This is a genomic window from Pseudomonas sp. HMSC076A11, from assembly GCF_001810205.1.
GTDB lineage: Bacteria > Pseudomonadota > Gammaproteobacteria > Pseudomonadales > Pseudomonadaceae > Pseudomonas > Pseudomonas aeruginosa.
This window is the reverse complement of record NZ_KV800287.1, coordinates 114,169-132,836: the sequence shown is the minus strand read 5'-3', so window position 1 is coordinate 132,836 and position 18,668 is coordinate 114,169. Positions and strand designations below refer to the sequence as shown.

19 protein-coding genes are annotated in these 18,668 nt (G+C 67.0%); 10 read left to right on the top strand and 9 right to left on the bottom strand.

All coding sequences use genetic code 11. From position 1 onward, the window contains the following. Positions 1-109: 109 nt before the first annotated feature. The 4 genes from quiP to HMPREF2716_RS08215 all read right to left on the bottom strand — a co-directional run bounded on the left by quiP (position 110) and on the right by HMPREF2716_RS08215 (position 4,274). Positions 110-2,653: an acyl-homoserine-lactone acylase QuiP gene (quiP, locus tag HMPREF2716_RS08230; RefSeq protein WP_003123188.1), complete on the bottom strand. Its 2,544-nt coding sequence runs from the start codon at positions 2,651-2,653 to the stop codon at positions 110-112. A 122-nt stretch (positions 2,654-2,775) separates the two neighbouring features. Then, a complete protein-coding gene (locus HMPREF2716_RS08225) occupies positions 2,776-3,417 on the bottom strand; it encodes a glutathione binding-like protein (RefSeq protein ID WP_003123187.1) in 642 nt (213 codons plus the stop codon). A gap of 166 nt (positions 3,418-3,583) precedes the next feature. Further along, positions 3,584-3,772, bottom strand: coding sequence for an SEC-C metal-binding domain-containing protein (locus tag HMPREF2716_RS08220; RefSeq protein ID WP_017002295.1), 189 nt, complete (start codon positions 3,770-3,772; stop codon positions 3,584-3,586). 7 nt (positions 3,773-3,779) lie between these two features. Continuing rightward, complete coding sequence (locus HMPREF2716_RS08215) at positions 3,780-4,274, bottom strand: LEA/WHy family protein (protein WP_003123186.1); 495 nt, start codon at positions 4,272-4,274, stop codon at positions 3,780-3,782. 314 nt (positions 4,275-4,588) lie between these two features. Here HMPREF2716_RS08215 and HMPREF2716_RS08210 point away from each other — a divergent pair, with 314 nt between their 5' ends. Beyond that, positions 4,589-5,149: a hypothetical protein gene (locus HMPREF2716_RS08210; protein WP_003123185.1), complete on the top strand. Its 561-nt coding sequence runs from the start codon at positions 4,589-4,591 to the stop codon at positions 5,147-5,149. Between the two features lie 117 nt (positions 5,150-5,266). Here the strand turns inward: HMPREF2716_RS08210 and HMPREF2716_RS08205 are convergent, their stop codons facing one another. The 4 genes from HMPREF2716_RS08205 to HMPREF2716_RS08190 all read right to left on the bottom strand — a co-directional run bounded on the left by HMPREF2716_RS08205 (position 5,267) and on the right by HMPREF2716_RS08190 (position 7,260). Continuing rightward, a complete protein-coding gene (locus HMPREF2716_RS08205) occupies positions 5,267-5,887 on the bottom strand; it encodes a trimeric intracellular cation channel family protein (RefSeq protein ID WP_003081997.1) in 621 nt (206 codons plus the stop codon). 82 nt (positions 5,888-5,969) lie between these two features. After that, positions 5,970-6,287, bottom strand: coding sequence for a hypothetical protein (locus HMPREF2716_RS08200; protein ID WP_003086341.1), 318 nt, complete (start codon positions 6,285-6,287; stop codon positions 5,970-5,972). Beyond that, positions 6,287-6,760: a YchJ family protein gene (locus HMPREF2716_RS08195; RefSeq protein ID WP_003123184.1), complete on the bottom strand. Its 474-nt coding sequence runs from the start codon at positions 6,758-6,760 to the stop codon at positions 6,287-6,289. Before HMPREF2716_RS08195 ends, HMPREF2716_RS08200 begins: the two co-directional genes overlap by 1 nt. Before the next feature lie 2 nt (positions 6,761-6,762). Beyond that, positions 6,763-7,260, bottom strand: coding sequence for a DUF6231 family protein (locus HMPREF2716_RS08190; RefSeq protein WP_003086343.1), 498 nt, complete (start codon positions 7,258-7,260; stop codon positions 6,763-6,765). Positions 7,261-7,390: 130 nt separating this feature from the next. On the opposite strand from HMPREF2716_RS08190, the gene HMPREF2716_RS08185 reads away from it, so the two are divergent. From HMPREF2716_RS08185 to HMPREF2716_RS08175, 3 genes are all read left to right on the top strand, one after another. Next, a complete protein-coding gene (locus HMPREF2716_RS08185; protein ID WP_003123183.1) occupies positions 7,391-8,023 on the top strand; it encodes an OmpA family protein in 633 nt (210 codons plus the stop codon). A 115-nt stretch (positions 8,024-8,138) separates the two neighbouring features. Next, positions 8,139-8,438, top strand: coding sequence for a DUF1145 domain-containing protein (locus tag HMPREF2716_RS08180; protein ID WP_003086345.1), 300 nt, complete (start codon positions 8,139-8,141; stop codon positions 8,436-8,438). Then, positions 8,431-9,240, top strand: coding sequence for a hypothetical protein (locus HMPREF2716_RS08175; RefSeq protein ID WP_003082021.1), 810 nt, complete (start codon positions 8,431-8,433; stop codon positions 9,238-9,240). The genes HMPREF2716_RS08180 and HMPREF2716_RS08175 overlap by 8 nt, the downstream gene beginning before the upstream one ends. Positions 9,241-9,278: 38 nt before the next feature. Here the strand turns inward: HMPREF2716_RS08175 and HMPREF2716_RS08170 are convergent, their stop codons facing one another. Next, on the bottom strand, positions 9,279-9,743 hold the full coding sequence (locus HMPREF2716_RS08170; protein ID WP_003082024.1) for a CopD family protein: 465 nt from the start codon (positions 9,741-9,743) through the stop codon (positions 9,279-9,281). Positions 9,744-9,872: 129 nt separating this feature from the next. Between HMPREF2716_RS08170 and dinG the strand changes: the two genes are divergently transcribed. The 6 genes from dinG (at position 9,873) to HMPREF2716_RS08140 (ending at position 18,577) form a co-directional block, all read left to right on the top strand. Continuing rightward, positions 9,873-12,017, top strand: coding sequence for an ATP-dependent DNA helicase DinG (gene dinG, locus HMPREF2716_RS08165; RefSeq protein WP_003086351.1), 2,145 nt, complete (start codon positions 9,873-9,875; stop codon positions 12,015-12,017). A gap of 78 nt (positions 12,018-12,095) precedes the next feature. Further along, the gene (locus HMPREF2716_RS08160; RefSeq protein WP_073650748.1) at positions 12,096-14,369 is read left to right on the top strand and encodes a beta-agarase; all 2,274 of its coding nucleotides are present in this window, start codon (positions 12,096-12,098) and stop codon (positions 14,367-14,369) included. 109 nt (positions 14,370-14,478) lie between these two features. Then, a complete protein-coding gene (locus HMPREF2716_RS08155; protein ID WP_014603184.1) occupies positions 14,479-15,624 on the top strand; it encodes an EstA family serine hydrolase in 1,146 nt (381 codons plus the stop codon). Positions 15,625-15,829: 205 nt separating this feature from the next. Continuing rightward, a complete protein-coding gene (locus HMPREF2716_RS08150) occupies positions 15,830-16,711 on the top strand; it encodes an OmpA family protein (RefSeq protein WP_003082037.1) in 882 nt (293 codons plus the stop codon). A gap of 98 nt (positions 16,712-16,809) precedes the next feature. Then, positions 16,810-17,457 (top strand): pyridoxamine 5'-phosphate oxidase, encoded by a 648-nt coding sequence (gene pdxH, locus HMPREF2716_RS08145; protein ID WP_023518472.1) that lies wholly within the window; start codon positions 16,810-16,812, stop codon positions 17,455-17,457. Between the two features lie 7 nt (positions 17,458-17,464). Then, a complete protein-coding gene (locus HMPREF2716_RS08140) occupies positions 17,465-18,577 on the top strand; it encodes a CdaR family transcriptional regulator (protein ID WP_023518473.1) in 1,113 nt (370 codons plus the stop codon). Positions 18,578-18,668: the final 91 nt, after the last annotated feature.

Genomic DNA, 18,668 nt, shown 5'->3' with positions numbered 1-18,668 from the left:
TCCGGGAGGGGGATAAAAGAAGGGCGTCCGGAAGGACGCCCTGAAGATGATCATGGAGTAAGTCGGCTGTTCAGAGCCACGGCGCGGAGGAAAGTTCCGCGCCGTCCGTTCAGCGAGCGGGAGTGAGCGTCAGCCGCTTGTTGCCGTAAACGCGATCGAGGTTCTGTGGCTGGAACGGGAAGCTGACGTAGCGCCCCTTGAGCCAGGCGTCGATACCGTCGGCGTAGTGCGGGCTGGCCGGATTGCCGGATTGGCCGCTGCTGTTCACGCCGATCATCGGTTCGCTCTGGCCGAAGTCGACGATCAGCCGCATCGCCGGGATCAGCCAAGTGTCGAAGTCCTGGCCCCAGCCGTAGGCCGATACGTCCAGCGTGGTGTGGTCGCCGCCGGCCGGATAGGGTCCGCGATCGAGATAGCCCTTGATCGCGCCGAGTCCGGCGCGCTCGCCGGCGCCCAGGTAGGGGGCCATTTTCGAGCTGTCGCTCTGCCATTCGTAGGTGTGCAGCTTGCCCCATTGCCAGGCCTTGCGCTCGCTCCCCAGTCGCTGTTCGCAGAACTCCACGGCGGCGGCGAGGCTGCGCGCGAGGATTGCCGGCTTGTCCTCCTTCTGCGGAGTGCGGGTATCGTCCCAGAACGGACTGTCGTCGCGCCCGAGCAGGTGGTCGGCTTGCGCCGAGTAGGAGAGGTTGGCGGTCTCGACGAAGGCTTTCCAGGCAGGGCCGTCCTCCGGTCCTAGCTCGTCGAGGAATATCTGCCTGGCGCTCTCGTGGAGGAAGGCGCCGTACAGCGCGGCGTCGCTGGAGCTGGCTGTCAGCTTGCCGTCGAACGCCATCAGCCGGTCGTAGGCCTCCCGCGCCCGGCTGCGTTGCGCCTCCGGCAAGGCGTCGATGGCCTGGCGCAGCGGCAGCGCCATGCCGGGATTGTCGAACATGGCTTGCAACTTGGCGACGAACAGCGAGGTCTGGTCGTACTGCATGCGGATCATGCTCTGGGTGTCGTGGCTCTTGCTGGCACCGGCGAGCTGGGCGATGCGCTCGGCGCGCTCCGGGTAGTACCAGGAATTGGACAACTGGGCGCCGTAGCCGGGCTGCACGGTGCGGTGGTTGGCGGTACCCAGCCAGCCCTGCTGCGGGTCCTGGTCGGACGGGTGGAGGATCGGGTCGGCATAGCCATCCCAGTCGTAGCGGCTGTCCCAGCCAGGGGAGGGCAGCAGGCCACGACCTTCCTTGCGGTTCGGATAGCGTCCGGTGACCTGCCAGCCGATGTGCTTTTCGTCGGCGAACACGATGTTCAGCGGCATCGCGCGAATCTCGCGGGTGGCGTCGAAGGCCTGCTCGATGGTCTTGGCCCGCGACAGGTCGAAGAAGCCGTCCAGGGTCTTGTCGGCTTCCTGCTGGATGCTCCGGTAGGCCAGTCCGTAGCCGCTCTTCAGCGGCAGCGGCTGGAGGATGTTCTTGCGCTCGCCCAGGGCGCTGTTGAGCAGCGGGCCATGGCGGGTTTCGTGGATGACCTCGCGGATCGGCCGCTGGCCCTTGATGAAGAAGGTTTCCTGGCGTTCGCGGGTTGGCTGCCACTTGCCGTCGGCCAGGTAATAGAGCCGGTTGCCCTGGCGTCGCAGCTGTTCCAGGTAGAGATCCTGGTTGTCGCCCAGGACCATGGTCATGCCCCAGGCCAGCTTGCCGTTGAAGCCCGCCACCACGCCCGGCAGACCGGCGATGGAAACGCCCGCGGCCTGGTACTTGGGCGAGCGGATCTGCACGTAGTTCCACACCGACGGCATGCTCAGCGGCAGGTGGGTGTCGTTGGCCATCAGGCTCTTGCCGCTGCGGCTGCGTTGCGGCGCGATAGCCCAGTTGTTCGAGGCGGCGACCCCGAGCATGCTCAGCGCTGCGACCTGCCGCGCCGCGCCCTCGACGCCCGCGAGGCCGGGAACCTGCCCGTCCAGGCGCAGGCCCTTGAGCTTTTCCGCCTCGTCGAACGGCAGGTTTTCGTCGGGGTAGGTCGGCGTCAGCCAGGCCAGCTTGTCGCTGCCGACCTTCTGCGCGAGCGTCAGCGAGGCGATTTCTTCCTGCAGGTTCACCGCCAGGCCGAAGTTGAGCAGGGCGAAGACCAGGGCCGAGTCCTCGGGCTTCCAGTATTCCGGACGGTAGCCGGACTGGGCCAGGTCCATCGGCAGCTTGTCGCGATAGCGATACAGGTAGGCGTTGACCCCGCGCGCGTAGACCTCGAAGAAGCGTTGCAGGCGCGGCGAGGCGTTCCTGTACTGGATCTCCGCGGCCTGGCGCAGGTTCACGGTACGCATGAAACGGTCGATCTCCAGCGCGCCGGGGCCGACCATCTCGGCCAGTCGTCCCTGGGCCAGCAGGCGCAGGCTGACCATCTGGCTCAGGCGGTCGGAGGCGTGTACGTAGCCCAGGGCGAACAACGCGTCATGGAAGGTGCCGGTTTCGATCAGTGGCATGCCCAGCGCGTTGCGCCGGATCGATACGTTTTGCGCCAGGCCCTTGATCGGTTGTACGCCGGAGGTCGGCGGCAGGCTGTCGGCGTAGCGATCGTCGAGCCAGGACTGGCAACCGGCCAGGCCCAGGAGGGTGCCGAAGGCCGCGGCGGCGCCGCAACGGGGAAGAAAACGCATGAAGGCTGGCGAGGCCATGGGGTGGGGGCTCCTGCGGGAGTGGTCGCGTCGAGAGGCGCTACGTTAGTGAGGAGCGCAGGGCTGCGCAAGCTCCGCCTGCGGTCGTCCGCGTGGACGTCCGCAGGCCGGCCCGGGACTCGCTACTGCGGCGGATTGATGCGCTCCACCAAAGCATAGGCGCGTTGCGTCGCCGGACGCTGGCGAATGCTCTCGAACCAGCGCTGCAGGTGCGGGAAGTCGGCGAGATCCTGCTCCTGCCACTGGTGTGGGACGATCCACGGATAGATGGCCATGTCGGCGATGCTGTAGTCGTTGCCGGCGACGAAGGCGCGGTCCGCCAGGCGCTGGTCGAGAACGCCGTACAGGCGCGCGGTTTCCTTGACGTACCGGTCGATGGCGTAGGGAATCTTCTCCGGGGCGAAGCGGTTGAAATGGTGGTTCTGCCCGGCCATCGGCCCCAGCCCGCCCATCTGCCAGAACAGCCACTGCAGGGTTTCCTGGCGCGCGCGCAGGTCCTTGGCGAGGAACCGTCCGGTCTTTTCCGCGAGATAGAGCAGGATGGCGCCGGACTCGAACAGCGACAGGGGAGCGCCGCCGTCGGCTGGTTGGCGATCGACGATGGCGGGAATCTTGTTGTTCGGCGACACCTTCAGGAAATCCGCCTGGAACTGGTCGCCCTGGCTGATATTGATCGGATGGATGGCGTAGGGCAGGCCGGTTTCTTCCAGGAAAAGAGTAATCTTGTGGCCGTTCGGGGTGGTCCAGTAGTACAGGTCGATCATCGGTGCGTCTCCGGCTCGTCGATGGGCTACGAACGGAAGACTCTACGCCAGGAACCTAGGTTCGATGCAAACCGCTGTCGCGCATGACGCCCCGGCGGGGCTGGTGGCGCGCCAACGAAAAGGCCCGCTGCTCAGCGGGCCTTCGGATGCCGGCGCGTGCGAAGGGTCAGGCGCCGTGGCACTTCTTGAATTTCTTCTCGCTGCCGCAGGGGCAGGGATCGTTGCGGCCTACGGCCTTGAGCGGATTGCGCACCGGCTCGTGGCTGTGGTTGCAGTGCGGACCATGGCCATGATCGTGATGATGATCGTGGTCGTGGTTGCAGTTCGGGCCGTGTACGTGGGGTTCCTGACTCATGGTGGACCTATTCTGGGATGAAATCGCCGGGAATTATCTCGCCATTTCGTCTCAGGTGCACGCTGCGGCCGAACATCAGTCCGGTCTTCACTTCGCCCTGCAGGCGGTAGCGGATCGGCTCCTCGGGACGCTCAAGGAGCTTGACGATGTATTTCATGTGGCGCCAGAGATTGGTTCGCACCGGCACGTCGAATACCTCGTGGCCGTGGGCGGGAACCGTGAACCACTGGCCGGACTCGCCTTCTGCGAGCTGGATGTCGTTCAGTTGCACGGCGTACTGCAGGCCGCGTACCGGCAGGCTGAAATCGTTGGGGTTGTCGATGCGGAAGCGCATCACGAACTCCTGTTCCAGCAAGCGTGCCTTGACCACTTCCACCTTCAGCAGCTTGACGTCGGGGTCTTCGAAGCTGCCGGTCATCCAGCTGCAGCCCGAGAGATTGGAGAGAACTCCCCACGCCATTATTAGGCTGATAATTCTTATCATTTGCGCCTGGTAATTCATGCTATTCCCCCCGAGACGCCCCAGTTTAACAAGCAGTGATTGTGCTGCAACTTATTGTTGTATAGAGGAAAGATGTTTCAGGTACAGGCCTGTGTCCATATGTTTCCCGTAGCGCAGTCGGGGGAGCATGGAGAAGCGCGTACGCCCGTGCAAGTCTTCCCGTCGGCTGGCGTGACCGGCTCGGCTAACCTGAACGGACCCGCCGGCCGATTTGCCGGACCCAGTCACTCCACGCGTGGCTGTCGATGGGTACAATCGCTCGACGAAACGCCAGGGCCGCCATGCCGAGCGGCCCTTCACTCGGAGAGATGCCAATGAGCCGCTTTGAAATCGCCTTTTCCGGCCAGTTGGTCGCCGGCGCCCGTCCCGAGGTGGTCAAGGCCAACCTGGCCAAGCTGTTCCAGGCCGACGCGCAGCGTATCGAACTGCTGTTCTCCGGCCGCCGGGTGGTGATCAAGAACAACCTCGATGCCGCCTCCGCGGAAAAATACCGCAGCGTGCTGGAGCGAGCGGGAGCGATCGCCGTGGTCGCCGAGATGGAGATCGAGGAGGTGGTCATGGCGCCGCCGCCTGCGCAGCAGGCCGCCGTGGAAGCCCCACAGGCCCGCGTCGCTGCGCGGGACAGCGCGCCCTCCGGGCGTTTGCAGGTAGCGCCGCGGGACGGCTACATGGCGGCGTTCGCCGAGGTCGATGCGCCGGATTTCGGCCTTGCTCCGGTCGGCGCCGACCTACAGGACGCCAAGGCCGAAGCCGAGGCGCCGAAGCTCGACCTGAGCCGCTTCAGCGTCGCCCCGGTCGGTAGCGACATGGGCCAGGCACGCCCCGAGCCAGCGGCTCCGGCTCCGGACACCAGCCACCTGCGCCTGCAGGACTGAGGCGGGCAGCGGCCTGCGACAAGCGTGGGCGTGGGGCGGATAACCGCGTCGCGGGCCGTGGCATCGGGGACAGGCGAGGGGTTGGAGGAACGCGTCGACCAGGGGCAGGCGCTTGCTTCAGTGGTCGAAATCGTCCTGGTAGACGAACTTGGGCATTTCCCAGTGGAAGCGGATGGCCAGCAGGCGGAACAGGAAGCCGCTGAACAGGGTGATCAGCATCGCCTGTTCGGAGGGCAGTTCCAGCTCCACGCAGATCAGGTAGCACCAGGCGCTGGCGAAGGACACGCTGGCATAGAGTTCGCGGCGGAAGATCAAGGGTACGTCGTTGCACAGGATGTCGCGGAGAATGCCGCCGAACACCCCGGTGATCACCCCGCTGATCGCCGCGATCAGCAGGCTGTGGCCCATTTCCAGGCTGACCTGGCAGCCGATCAGGGTGAAGGCCACCAGGCCAACCGCGTCGAGTACCAGGAACAGCGAGCGCAGGTGGCGCATCAGCGGCGCGATGAACACTGTGACCAGCGCGGCGACTGCGGTCAGCGCCAGGTATTCCGGGTGACGGACCCAGGTCAGCGGGTAATGGCCCAGCAGCATGTCGCGTACCGAGCCGCCGCCCAGGGCGGTGACGCAGGCGATCAGCACCACGCCGAACAGGTCCATGCTGCGCCGGCCGGCCGACAGCGCGCCGGTCATGGCTTCGGCGGTGATGGCGATGATGTATAGCACGGTCAGCAGCATGGGGATGGGGCCCGGATGAAAAGGCTGCGCATTCTACCCGAGCGCTCGTCAACGCCCAAACCGCGCCGCCTGGCGCAGCATCTCAGGCGTGCATGCGCAACCAGAAGCGTTCCTGGCAGGCGTTGACGAAGTGCTTGTAGCGTGGGCTGATTTCCCGCCCGGCGGAATCCAGCACTTCGTAGCCGATCCAGCATTCCTCGCAGGCCCCGCTGCTTGGCAGGAGGTCGCGCTCGCAGTGCTGGCGCAGGCGCACGCCGTTGTCGAAACGGTAGAGCGCTTCGCAGCTGTGGATCTCGACGCCGTCCTCGCAGCGCTGTTGCTCTTCGACCTGCGCATCGCTTATCGAGACTGGCGAGGGCAGGGCATGGATGGCGCGGATATAGCTGGCGAGCGAATGCATCAGGTGATCCATGGACCGCAGCATTTCTTCAGCTTGCCGCCGGCGCCGCAGGGGCAGGGGTCGTTGCGGCCGAGTTTCAGGGCCACGGTCGGATCGAGGAAGTACCAGCGACCGTTGCGCTGGACGAAGCCGGAACATTCGCGATGGGCATGTTCCCCCTCGGCGTCGTGCCAGCGCGCGACGAAGGTGACTCGCGCATGTTCCGGCTGGCCGCCGAGCACCTCGTGGTTTTCCACCTCCAGGCCGAGCCAGGTGCTGCCGTGGCTCCAGGCGCGGATGCCGTCGAGATCGAGGCCGGCCTGTTGCGCCGGCAGCGTGGTGTCGCGCAGGTAGTCCACCAGTCCGAGGGCATAGGCGCTGTAGCGCGAGCGCATCAGGGCTTCCGCGGTGGGCGCGGGATGTCCCTGGTGATAGCGGCCGCAGCAATCGTCGAGCGGGTCGCCGCTACCGCAGGGGCAGGTGGGTTGGGTCATGGTTACCACCAGTACTTGCCGAAGTTTTCCGGGTTGGCCCAGAACTTGGCGTTCAGCCAATCGGGGACCTGCTTGTACTCGTACAGGTCGTAGGTGTACAGGGTCAGCGTCTGGCCTTCGCGCTGGAAGCGTTCGCTGTTCTGCATGGCGAGGGCGAAGAAGTCGGTTTCCTGCCAGTCGCTGGCCTCGAGGTCGACCAGTACGGCGACCCGGCTGGCGTTCAGGTTGCGCACGCCCGCGAGCAACTGCAGACCGGTGCGCTGCGGCAGGTGTTCCAGGCAATCGACGAACAGCGCCAGGTCGAAGCGCTGACCGGCCAGTTCGGCGGGCAATGCCGCCGCCGGGCTGTGCGCCAGTTGGCACTGGGGATGGTTGTGGATGAAGGCCTCCACCGCCGGCAGCCGGCTGGCGCCGACCAGCAGCAAGCGCTTCGGCGCGTAGCGGGCGAGCAACGCGGCCAGGGCCTGCTGCGGGGTGCGGGGAGAAATCGGTTCGCTCATGGGAAAACACTCTCCTGGGATTCGCCAAGACTAGCCTGAAGCGCCTGCATGGCCTAGTGCTGGCGCTTTTTTCGGCTGGGGTCTTTACTCCCTATTTGTCGGTTACAACCGATCCACGAGGAGAGTTCCAATGAGCATCACGAGGACCGCTTTACCCCTGATTCTGGTCAGCGGCTTGCTGACCGGTTGCGCAGGGTTGCAGAAAAGCGACTGGCCGACCTGTGCGGCGGTCGGTGGTGTTACCGGCGCCGGCCTGGGCGCGATCGAAAGCAGCAGCTGGGCCGGCTGGGGCGCCCTGATCGGCGGTGGCGTCGGTGCCGCCTATTGCTGGGTGCACGGTGCCGGCGAACAGGTCGCGCCGCCGCCTCCGCAGCCGGTCGAGGAAGTCGCGCCGCCGCCTCCTGTCGTCAAGGAAGAAACCATTGTCGTGCGCGACCTGCACTTCGCCTTCGATTCGTCGAAGGTGGACGCCGCCGACAGAGAGAAGCTCAACGGCATCGCCGAACGCCTGAAAGGCGAGGCGGCCAGTACGCGCCTGAGTATCACCGGGCATACCGACAGCGTCGGTTCCGATGCCTACAACCAGAAGCTGTCGGAACGGCGCGCGAATGCCGTGGCGAACTATCTGATCGATGCCGGGGTGCCTTCGAGCATCATCGTCGGCGTGCAGGGATTGGGCGAAAGCCAGCCGGTCGCCGACAACAAGACTCGCGAAGGGCGGGCCGAGAATCGCCGGGTGGAAATCCTCATCAAGCGCGAATGACGCAGGCGGCGCGGAGCAGAACGGGGGCGTCGAAGCCCCCGTTTTCGTTCATGGCTGGCGCCGCGGCGGGCTGGCGAGTATGTTCCCCCGCACACGATGTCTTGGGGGGAGTTCCATGAAAGCGTTTCTCGGGCTGGGCAAGCTCGTGACCCTGGTGTTCTGGGGCGCGGTGCTGGTCAATCTGCTGCATCCGTTCGCCTATCCGCTGAACTGGCTGTTGTCGATAGCCGGCGGCCTGATCCTGTTGATCCACCTGATCGAGATTCTCGTCCTCGGACGACGTCTGAAGGCGCGTGCGCATCCCTGGCTGGACCGTCTCCAGGTTTTGCTGTTCGGTGTCTTCCACATGCTTGCGTTGCCGGCGCTGAGCCCGGCCAGCGAGTTGCCGCAGGACAAGGAGGACGATCATGCGTAAGGCCATGCTCGGATTGTTCCTGGTCGTTCCCCTGGCCTGGGCTGGCGCCGCGTTTTCGGCCGAGGCGCCGCCGGCACGCCAGCAGGGTATCGGCGGAACCGTGAAGGTGCAGGCGAACTCGGTGATGCGCCTGCCCAAGCGGGCCCAGGAGCTGCGCCTGCGCAGAGTGGAGATCGGCGAGGATGCCGCCCTGCTGATTCCGCTGGAGGTCAGCGTCCTGCGCATCGAGGAACTGCACATGGCGAAGAACGCCCGGATCGGCGTGGCGCCAGGCGAGGAGCGAATCAGCATCGAAGTCGTCAGCGGCCGCCTGGCCGATGGCAGCATCATTTCCGCGCCCGGCGCGACCGGCACCTTCCGGCAAAGCGCCGGTAACGGCCGCGACCTGACCTTGCGCCTGCAGGCGGTGGAGGTGGAAAGCCTGCTGCTGGACGCCCGCGGTGGCGTCGGCGCTCCAGGCTACGATGGCCTGGACGGGGCTTCCGGCAAGGCCTCCGGCTGCCTCTGGGGCAGCGCGCTGAAAGGTGGCGACGGCCAATCCGGAAGCGACGGCGGTCCGGGCGGGGCGGGCGGTCGGATTCGTCTGGAAGTGCCGGGCGATTTTCCTCTGGAGCGCTTGCAAACCCGTCTGCAAGGCGGCGTCGGCGGCGCTGGAGGCAAGGCCGGCAAACCGGGTGCGGCGGATAACGCCACCGGTTGCTGGATCTACTCGGTGGATGCCGGTCGTGCGGGGCGCAGCGGAGAGGACGGCGCGAACGGCACCAACGGCAGCGACGGCAGCCTGGACGTCGTGCGCTTCTGAGGAGAGGCCGGCAGCATGGCTGCCGGCGCATCGCCGGTTCAGAGGCTCGGGCGTGCCGCTACCAGGGCTATCAGCAACAGGCCGAGGAGCAGGTTGAAGCCGACGGTGCGGCGGATCTTCCCCAGCGCCTGCCCGCCCGCCGGCCAGTCCTGGGCCTGCACCGCGCGTCGCAGTTCCGGCACTTGCAGCGCCTGCACCCGCAGGAACAGTGCCAGCATGGCGACGTAGAGCCCCATCATTACCTGTACGTAGCGCGGCGCGCCGGCGAAACCGTTGAAGCTCAGGTGCAGCATGCCGACGCCGCTGATCGGCAGCAGGATCACCGCAGCCCAGACCCAATGGAAGAAACGGCGGAACACCTCCAGCCACAGGCCCAGGCGGGCTGGGGCCTCCAGCGCGGCGACGGCCGCCGGACGAAGAATCGTCCAGGCGAAGAACATGCCTCCGACCCAGACCAGGGCGGCCAGGACATGCAGGGCGTAGACGAGGGCGTAGGGGGTCATTCGGCGATCTCCGCTGGCGGTTGTGACGAAGCGCGTTATCATAGCCGCCCTGTCGAACCACTGAAAATTTATCCAGCTATGGCGCGCCGGCGGATTCGTCTTCCGCTGCGCGCCGGGCCCAGGAATTCCATGCTCAGCGCCGAACTCAAGTCCCAGATCCAGGGTGCCTACACCCGCTTTCTCGAAGCCAAGGAGCTGAAGCCTCGCTATGGCCAGCGCCTGATGATCGCCGAAGTGGCCAAGGCCCTCGGCGCGATCAAGGAGGACGAGGAGGGGCACCGCGAGGGCGAGCCGGCGGTGGTCGCGGTGGAGGCCGGAACCGGTACCGGCAAGACCGTGGCCTACAGCCTGGCGGCGATCGCCTGCGCCAAGGCCAGTGGCAAGCGCCTGGTGATAGCCACCGCGACCGTCGCCCTGCAGGAGCAGATCGTCCACAAGGATCTTCCCGACCTGCTGCGCAACAGCGGGCTGGCCTTCAGCTTCGCCCTGGCCAAGGGCCGCGGGCGCTACCTGTGCCTGTCCAAGCTCGACGTGCTGCTGCAGGAAGGCCAGGCGCAGAGCGCGACGGCGCAACTGTTCGCCGACGACGGTTTCAACATCGATGTCGACGAGACCAGCAGCAAGCTGTTCAACCAGATGATCGAACGCCTGGCCGGCAACCGCTGGGACGGCGACCGCGACAGCTGGCCGGAGGCGATCGACGACGCGCATTGGGCGCAGCTCACCACCGATCACAGCCAGTGCACCAACCGACATTGCCCGAACTTCCAGCAGTGCGCCTTCTACAAGGCGCGCGAAGGGATGACCAAGGTCGACGTGATCGTCACCAACCACGACCTGGTCCTGGCTGACCTGGCCCTGGGCGGCGGCGCCATCCTGCCCGATCCGCGCGAGACCCTCTACGTGTTCGACGAGGGCCATCACCTGCCGGACAAGGCGATTGGCCATTTCGCCCATTTCACCCGCCTGCGCGCTACCGCCGACTGGCTGGAGCAGATCGCCAAGAACCTCACCAAGCTGCTCGCCCAGCACCCGCTGCCGGGCGACCTCGGCCGCCTGATCGAACAGGTGCCGGAGCTGGCCCGGGAGATCAAGACCCAGCAGCAGTTCATGTTCACCGCCTGCGAAGAGATCGGCGATTTCCGCGCCGGCGAGGACATGGAAGGTCGCGAGCGGCCGCGTCACCGTTTCGTCGGCGGGGTGGTCCCCGAGCATATCCGCGAGATGGGCATCGAGCTGAAGAAAGGCTTCTCCAAGCTGACCGACCTGTTCACCCGCCTCACCGATATCCTCAAGGAGGCGATGGACGGCGAAGGCGCCGGCGGCATCGCCAGCCACCAGGCGGAGGAGTGGTACCCGCTGTTCGGTAGTCTTTTGGCGCGCGCCCAGGGCAACTGGGAACTGTGGACCGCCTTCACCTGCGAGGACCCGCAGGACAGCCCGCCGATGGCGCGCTGGCTGACCCTCGCCGAGAGCGGCAGCTTCTACGACATCGAAGCCAACGCCAGCCCGATCCTCGCCGCCGAGACCCTGCGCCGCAACCTGTGGAACGTCGCCTATGGCGTGCTGGTGACCTCGGCGACCCTGACCGCGTTGGGCACCTTCGACCGGTACCGCATGCGCGCCGGCCTGCCGCGCAACGCGGTCACCGCGGTGGTGCCGAGCCCCTTCCACCATGCCGAGGCCGGGGTATTGCGGGTTCCCGACCTCAAGGCGGATCCGCGCAACGCCGCCGAGCACACCGCGGCGATCATTCGCGAGCTGCCGGAACTGGTGAAGGGCGCGCGCGGCAGCCTGGTGCTGTTCTCCTCGCGCAAGCAGATGCAGGAGGTCTTCGACGGTCTCGACCGCGACTGGCGCAAGCGGGTGTTCATCCAGGGCAACCTGTCCAAGCAGGAAACCCTGAACAAGCACAAGTCGCGAGTCGACGACGGCGAGGACAGCGTGCTCTTCGGCCTCGCCAGCTTCGCCGAAGGCGTGGACCTGCCGGGGGCCTATTGCGAACACGTGGTGATCGCCAAGATTCCCTTCGCGGTACCCGACGACCCGGTGGAGGCGGCGCTGGCCGAGTGGATCGAGGCGCGCGGCGGCAATCCGTTCATGGAAATCGCCGTGCCAGACGCCTCGCTGCGGTTGGTCCAGGCCTGCGGGCGGCTGCTGCGCACCGAGCAGGACCGCGGCACCATCACCCTGCTGGATCGCCGCGTGGTCACCCAGCGCTACGGCAAGGCTATCCTCAATGCATTGCCGCCGTTCCGGCGGGAAATCGCCTGACGCGCTGATCTGCGCGGAGGGCTCCAGCCTTCACGTCCGAGCCGCATCTGGAAATTCCCGGCATTTGTCCATGCCGGGATGGAGTTAAGGAAAACAGGCTTCATGATCCGTTCGCGTTGGCATCTTCCCCTGCTTCTCGGCCTGCTCGCGGTGGCCGCGCCGCTGGCGGCGAACGACACCCAGCAGGTGCTGTTCAACTTCGTCAAGCCGATGGCCGTGGTCGGCATCACCCTGGAGGATGCCGACCTGCCCAGCGTGACGGCGGAGGCCACCCCGGAGGGCGACATTCTCCGTCGCGTCACCTTCAGCCCGGCGCAACGGCCCACCTTGCGCATGAGTCCGGCGCAGGGCCGTTGGGACTGGTCCGCGGCGGACTACGTGAGCCTGCGCATCCAGAACGCCATGAGCTGGGACATGACCCTGGAGGTCGCGATCGAGGGCGAGCAGGGCGCGCCGGGGTTGCAGGCATCCATCGAGCTTCCGGCAGGCCCGCCGCAGACCCTGCTGGTGCCGTTGCGGGCGGTTTCGCCAGAGGCTCTGGGCATGCGTGCGGGGCCGCCGATGCCGCAGATGGTCGAAGGCCAGCGGGTGCTGCTGGCGCCACGCGTGGAGGGCTCGCTGGACCGCGCCAGGGTCGGGGCGCTGAGCCTGTCCCTGCGCTCGCCGCAAGCTCCCCAGAGCATCCTGCTCGGACGTTTCGGCATACGCGCAGGGAGGGCGGTGGAGCGGAGCATCCTGACCGGCCTGATCGATCGCTATGGCCAGTACAGCCGCGCCGACTGGTCGGAAAAGATTCGTTCCGACGAACAGTTGCGCAGCGCCTATGCGGCCGAGGCCGCACAGCTCCGCGACTGGGAACGGCAGACACCGGCGCGCGACCGTTTCGGCGGCCTGCTGGGTGGGCCGGTGTTCGAAGCCAGCGGTTTCTTCCGCACGGAAAAACGTGGCGGGCGCTGGTGGCTGGTTACTCCGGAAGGACATCCGTTCTGGTCGCTGGGCGTTAATGCGGTGACCGCCGACGGCAGCCGGACCTACGTCGAAGGACGCGAGCCGATGTTCGCCGAACTGCCGGCGGAGGGTGAGCCGCTGGCGGCATTCTTCGGTAAGGGCGACGACCGCCGCGGCGTCGCCGCGCAGGCCGGGCGGCGCTTCGGGCATGGCCGCTGGTTCGATTTCCTCGGTGCCAATCGCCAGCGCATCGCTCCCCAGGCGAGCGCCGACCAGCTCGCCGGCGAATGGCGCCAGCGCACCCTGGAGCGCCTCTCGGCATGGGGTTTCAACAGCCTCGGCAACTGGAGCGATCCGGCGCTCGCCGCACAGGCGCGGATGCCCTACAGCCTGCCGCTGTCGATCGCCGGCGACTACGCCACGGTCAGCAGCGGTTTCGACTGGTGGGGAGCCATGCCCGATCCCTTCGACCCGCGCTTCGCCATGGCCGCCGAGCGCGTCATCGCCATCGCTGCTCGCGACCACCGCGACGATCCCTGGCTGCTCGGCTACTACGCCGACAACGAACTGGCCTGGGCCGGGCGCGACGGCTCGGCCCAGGCGCGCTACGGCCTCGCTTTCGGAGCCTTGACGCTGTCCATGGACAGTCCGGCGAAGCGCGCCTTCGTCAAGCAATTGAAAGCCAAGTACCTGGGCCATGAGGCATTGGCCGAGGCCTGGGGCATCGAGCTGGCCGCCTGGGAGGCCCTGGAGGCGCCGGGCTACGCGGCTCCGCTGCCGGGCGAGGGGCATCCGGCCATCGCCGAGGACTACAGCGCCTTCCTCCGGCTGTATGCCGACGCTTACTTCAAGACCCTGCGCGACGCCCTGCAATGGCACGCACCGAACCACCTCCTGCTCGGCGGCCGCTTCGCCGTCAGCACTCCCGAGGCGATCACCTCCTGCGCCCGGTATTGCGACCTGCTCAGTTTCAACCTCTATACGCCGTTGCCCGGGCAGGGCCTGGACGACTCCCTGCTGGCGCGGCTGGACAAGCCGGTGCTGATCAGCGAGTTCCACTTCGGCTCGCGGGATCGCGGTCCGTTCTGGGGTGGTGTCAGCGAGGCGGCCAATGAGCGGGCGCGCGGCGACTCCTACCGAACGTTCCTGGAGGCGGCGCTGAAGAGTCCGTATATCGTCGGCGCCCACTGGTTCCAGTACCTCGACCAACCGGCCAGCGGGCGTCTGCTGGACGGCGAGAACGGCCATATAGGCCTGGTCGGGATCACGGGCTTGCCGTTCGCCGGCTTCGTCGACACGGTGCGCCGAAGCAACCTTGCCGCCCTGTCGCGACTGTCGGCGATGGCCAGGTCCATGCCTGCCGTCGAGCCTCTGCCGCCGCGCGAGGATTCAGCCGGTTCATGAGCGCGCATTCACCGCCGCCCGCTTGCGGCGAACCCCTCTTATGTCAGGGTTCACAAGGCCGCCGAGGGCTGGAAGAATGCCCCGACCACTTTCCCACCGGAACTTGCCCATGACGCCCCAAGGCCACTGTGACAGCCGTTTCGCCCCGCTTGCCGAGGCCTTCGCCCGGCTTTTCGACAATCCGCAGGAGCGCGGCGCGGCGTTGTGCCTGGAGGTCGGTGGCGAGACGGTGGTCGACCTCTGGGGCGGCGTCGCGGACAAGGACGGCGAGCAGCCCTGGCAGCGCGACACCATCCTCAATCTGTTCTCCTGCACCAAGACCTTCACCGCCGTTGCCGTGCTGCAACTGGTGGCCGAGGGCAAGCTCGAACTGGACGCGCCGGTGGCACGCTACTGGCCCGAGTTCGCCGCGGCCGGCAAGGCAGCGATCAGCGTGCGCCAGTTGCTCTGCCATCGCGCCGGCCTGCCGGCGCTGCGCGAGCAGATGCCGCCCGAGGCACTCTACGACTGGCAGGCGATGACCACGGCACTGGCCGCCGAGGAGCCCTGGTGGACGCCTGGCGAAGCGCACGGCTATGCACCGATTACCTATGGCTGGCTGCTCGGCGAGGTGATCCGCCGGGTCGACGGCCGCGAGCCGGGCGAGGCCATCGTGGCGCGCACCGCGGCACCGCTGGGCCTGGATTTCCATGTCGGCCTGGACGACAGCCAGTTCGGCCGCGTCGCCCACATGGCACGGAGCAAGGGCAGCCTCGGCGACGCTGCCGCCCAGCGCATGCTGAAGACCATGATGAGCGAGCCATTGGCGCTGACCACCCGTGCCTTCACCAATCCGCCGTCGATCCTCACCAGCACCAACAAGCCGGAATGGCGACGCATGCAGCAGCCGGCCGCCAATGGCCATGGCAACGCGCGCGCGCTCGCCGGCTTCTATAGCGGCCTGTTGCGGGGACGTTTGCTGGAAGATGAACTGCTGGGCCAGTTGGCCCACGAACACGCGGTAGGCGAGGATCGGACCTTGCTGACCCGGACCCGCTTCGGCCTCGGCACCATGCTCGACCAACCGGGCGTGGCCAATGCGACCTACGGACTCGGCCCCAAGGCCTTCGGCCACCCTGGGGCGGGTGGCTCGATCGGCTTCGCCGATCCCGAGCGCGACCTGGCTTTTTCCTTTGTCAGCAACGCCTTGGGGCCGTATGTGCTGATGGATCCGCGGGCGCAGCAGCTGGCGCGTGTCGCGGGGGAGTGTCTGTAATCCGTTGGTTAACTTTTAACCGCTTGTCGGCTCGACGCTAAATTTCATTGCCAAATAATGGCTTAGCGACACAATCTAAAGCGTCGTATGAGATAGGGCGTTGCCGGGGCAGTGGATCGACTCCGGCATCGCTGCGATGTGACCGGCGGTTGAGCCGAATGTTCCATCGGGCTCGCCTTCTTTCACTTCCAACGGACCCCGACGTATGAAACTGCTTAAGACCTCGACGCTTCTTCTCTGCATGACCGCCTCCGGCTGCAGCTATTTCCAGACCCAGGACGCTTCCTCGCAGCCAGCCAAGGCTCCGGCCGAGCAGGCTTCCAGCCATTCATGGTGGCCGTTCGGCAAGGACGACGGACAGACCGTCGCCAAGCAGGCCACGGAACAGAAGGCCGAAGCCGAGCATGTCGGCTCCAGCCACTGGTGGTGGCCGTTCGGCAAGGACGAAGGCGGTCGGGACGTAGCCGCCAAGGCTGCGGAGCAGAAGGCCGAGATCGCCGCGGCGAAGAAAGAAGTCGCCGCCGCAGCCGAGCCGAAGGCCGCCAACCCCTGGTGGTGGCCGTTCGGCGCCAGCTCGGCGAGCAAGGCGTCGGGCAAGCCGGCACTGGTCCAGCAGAAGGTCACCAAGGAGTGGCTGGATGCCCATGAGAAAGCCCTGCGCGAAGCGATCGCCGGTAGCGAGTTCACCCTCGAACGCCGCGACAACGCATTGATCGTCATCGCCCCCGCCGACTACTCGTTCAATCCCAAGCGCCACACCATGCTGATGCCGATCACCCTCAACCCGCTGGGCAAGGTCGCCAAGATGGCCCAGGCCGATCCGCAGAGCGGTATCCTGGTACTCGGCCATACCGACAGCACCGGCAGCAAGGCGGTCAACGACAAGCTGAGCTTCGAGCGTGCCCAGTCGGTGGCGGCGATCTTCCGCCTCAGCGGCCTGAAAGGCGACCAATTGCGCCTGAAGGGGGTCGGTTCCGACATGCCGCGCGCGGACAACGCCAGCGCTGCCGGCCGCGCCCAGAACCGTCGCGTCGAAGTGCTCTATACCCAGCGCGCCAGCCTGCTGTCCCTGGCCCAGGGCAACTGAGCCGAACCGGGGCAGGGCGCTTGGCGCCATTGTCCCGGATCAAGCGCGAGGCGGAGTCTGCGGTTAAGCTATGGCGCATTTCCCCCTGGAGATGCGCCATGACCCAGTCCCTGGCCGATATGCGCCGCGAGTACACCCGCGATGGCCTCAGCGAGGCCAACGCCCCTAGCGATCCCTTCAGCCTGTTCCGCCAGTGGTTCGACGACGCGGTGAAGACCGAGCGCCTGCCGGTCGAACCCAACGCCATGACCCTGGCCACCGTCGACGCCGACGGCTATCCGCATTGCCGTATCCTCCTGCTCAAGGGCCTCGACGAGCGCGGCTTCACCTTCTTCACCAACTACGAAAGCGCCAAGGGCCGGCAACTGGCGGCCATTCCGCGGGCGGCCATGACCTTCTTCTGGCCGGCGCTGGAGCGCCAGGTGCGCATCGAAGGCAGCGTCGAGAAGGTCACTCCCGAGGAATCCGACGCCTACTACCAGGTGCGTCCGCTGGGCAGTCGCCTGGGCGCCTGGGCCTCGCCGCAGAGCCGGGTCATCGCCGATCGCGCCGAGCTGGAACGGCTGCTCGCGGAAACCGAGCGGCGTTTCGCCGACCAGCCGCCGAGCTGTCCCGAGCACTGGGGCGGCTACCGTCTCCTGCCGCAGCGCATCGAGTTCTGGCAGGGGCGGCCGAGCCGCCTGCACGACCGTCTCGACTATCGACGCCAGGACGGCGGCTGGTCGCGCGAACGCCTGGCGCCCTGAGTCCTCCATGTTCGAACTGGATTCGACGCTGGCGCAGCACATCGTCGATCGGGCGATGGCGATCCTGCCGCACAACATCAATGTGATGGATGCCCAGGGCATGATCATCGGCAGCGGCGATCCATCGCGCCTGCATACCCGCCACGAAGGGGCGCAACTGGTGCTGGCCAACCGGCGGGTGGTGGAAATCGACGAGCAGGCCGCCGCCTGCCTGCGCGGGGTGCGGCCAGGGGTGAACCTGCCGTTACTGCACGCCGAGCGGCTGGTCGGCGTGCTCGGCATCACCGGCGCGCCGGAGGTGGTCCGGCCCTATGCCGAGCTGGTGCGGATGGCAGCGGAAATGCTCATGGAACAGCGCCAGATGCAGGACGAGCGACACTGGCAACGCCAGCGTCACGAAGCCTGGCTGCGCCAGTTGCTCGATCCCGGCCACGGCCTCGGGGCGCTGGCGGCCGATGCCGAACACCTGGGGCTGGCCATGCACTGGCCGCGCCAGGCGGTCTTCCTGGAACTGCCCGAGCATGCCGATCCGCTGCCTTGCCAGGCTCGCCTGCTGGCGGCACTCGGCGGCCGGGCGGAGCACTGGAGCGCGGCGCTGGGCGAGCGCCTGGTGTTCTGGTGCCGGCCGGTAGCCCACGCAGATACGCTCGAGCACTGGCTGGAGCGCGCCGACGCGCGCGGCTGGGGCGTGGCGCGCCTGTGTGCCGGCGACCCGGCGCACGACCTGGCCGAGCTGCGCGCCTCGGCCTGCGCCGCACACGACCTGCTGGACTATGCGCGCAGCCGGTTGCCCGGTCGGCGGGTCGTGACCCTGGACGGACACCGCCTCGCCAGCCTGCTGTTCAGCCAGCGCGACAGTTGGCAGGTGCGGCAGCTGCTGGCGCCCTTGCAGCGGTTGCTCGACCACGATCCGCAAGGTTCGCTGGCCGCTACCCTGGAGTCCTGGTGCGCCCATGACGGGCACGCCCAGGCCTGTGCCCAGGCGCTGGGAATCCATCGCAACAGCCTGCGCTACCGACTGGAGCGCATCGCTTCGATCAGCGGGCTCGATCTCGCTCGCCTGGAGCACCGCCAGCAATTGTTGCTGGGGCTGCAATTGCTCGTTCCGCGCCGCGGGTAACGGGCGGATCAATCGATTCACTGTGCGGTCGCACAAAATGTTCCCCTTCCAGCGCCGTCTTCCTCTGGCCGTTGCACAAGGCGTGTCCGGT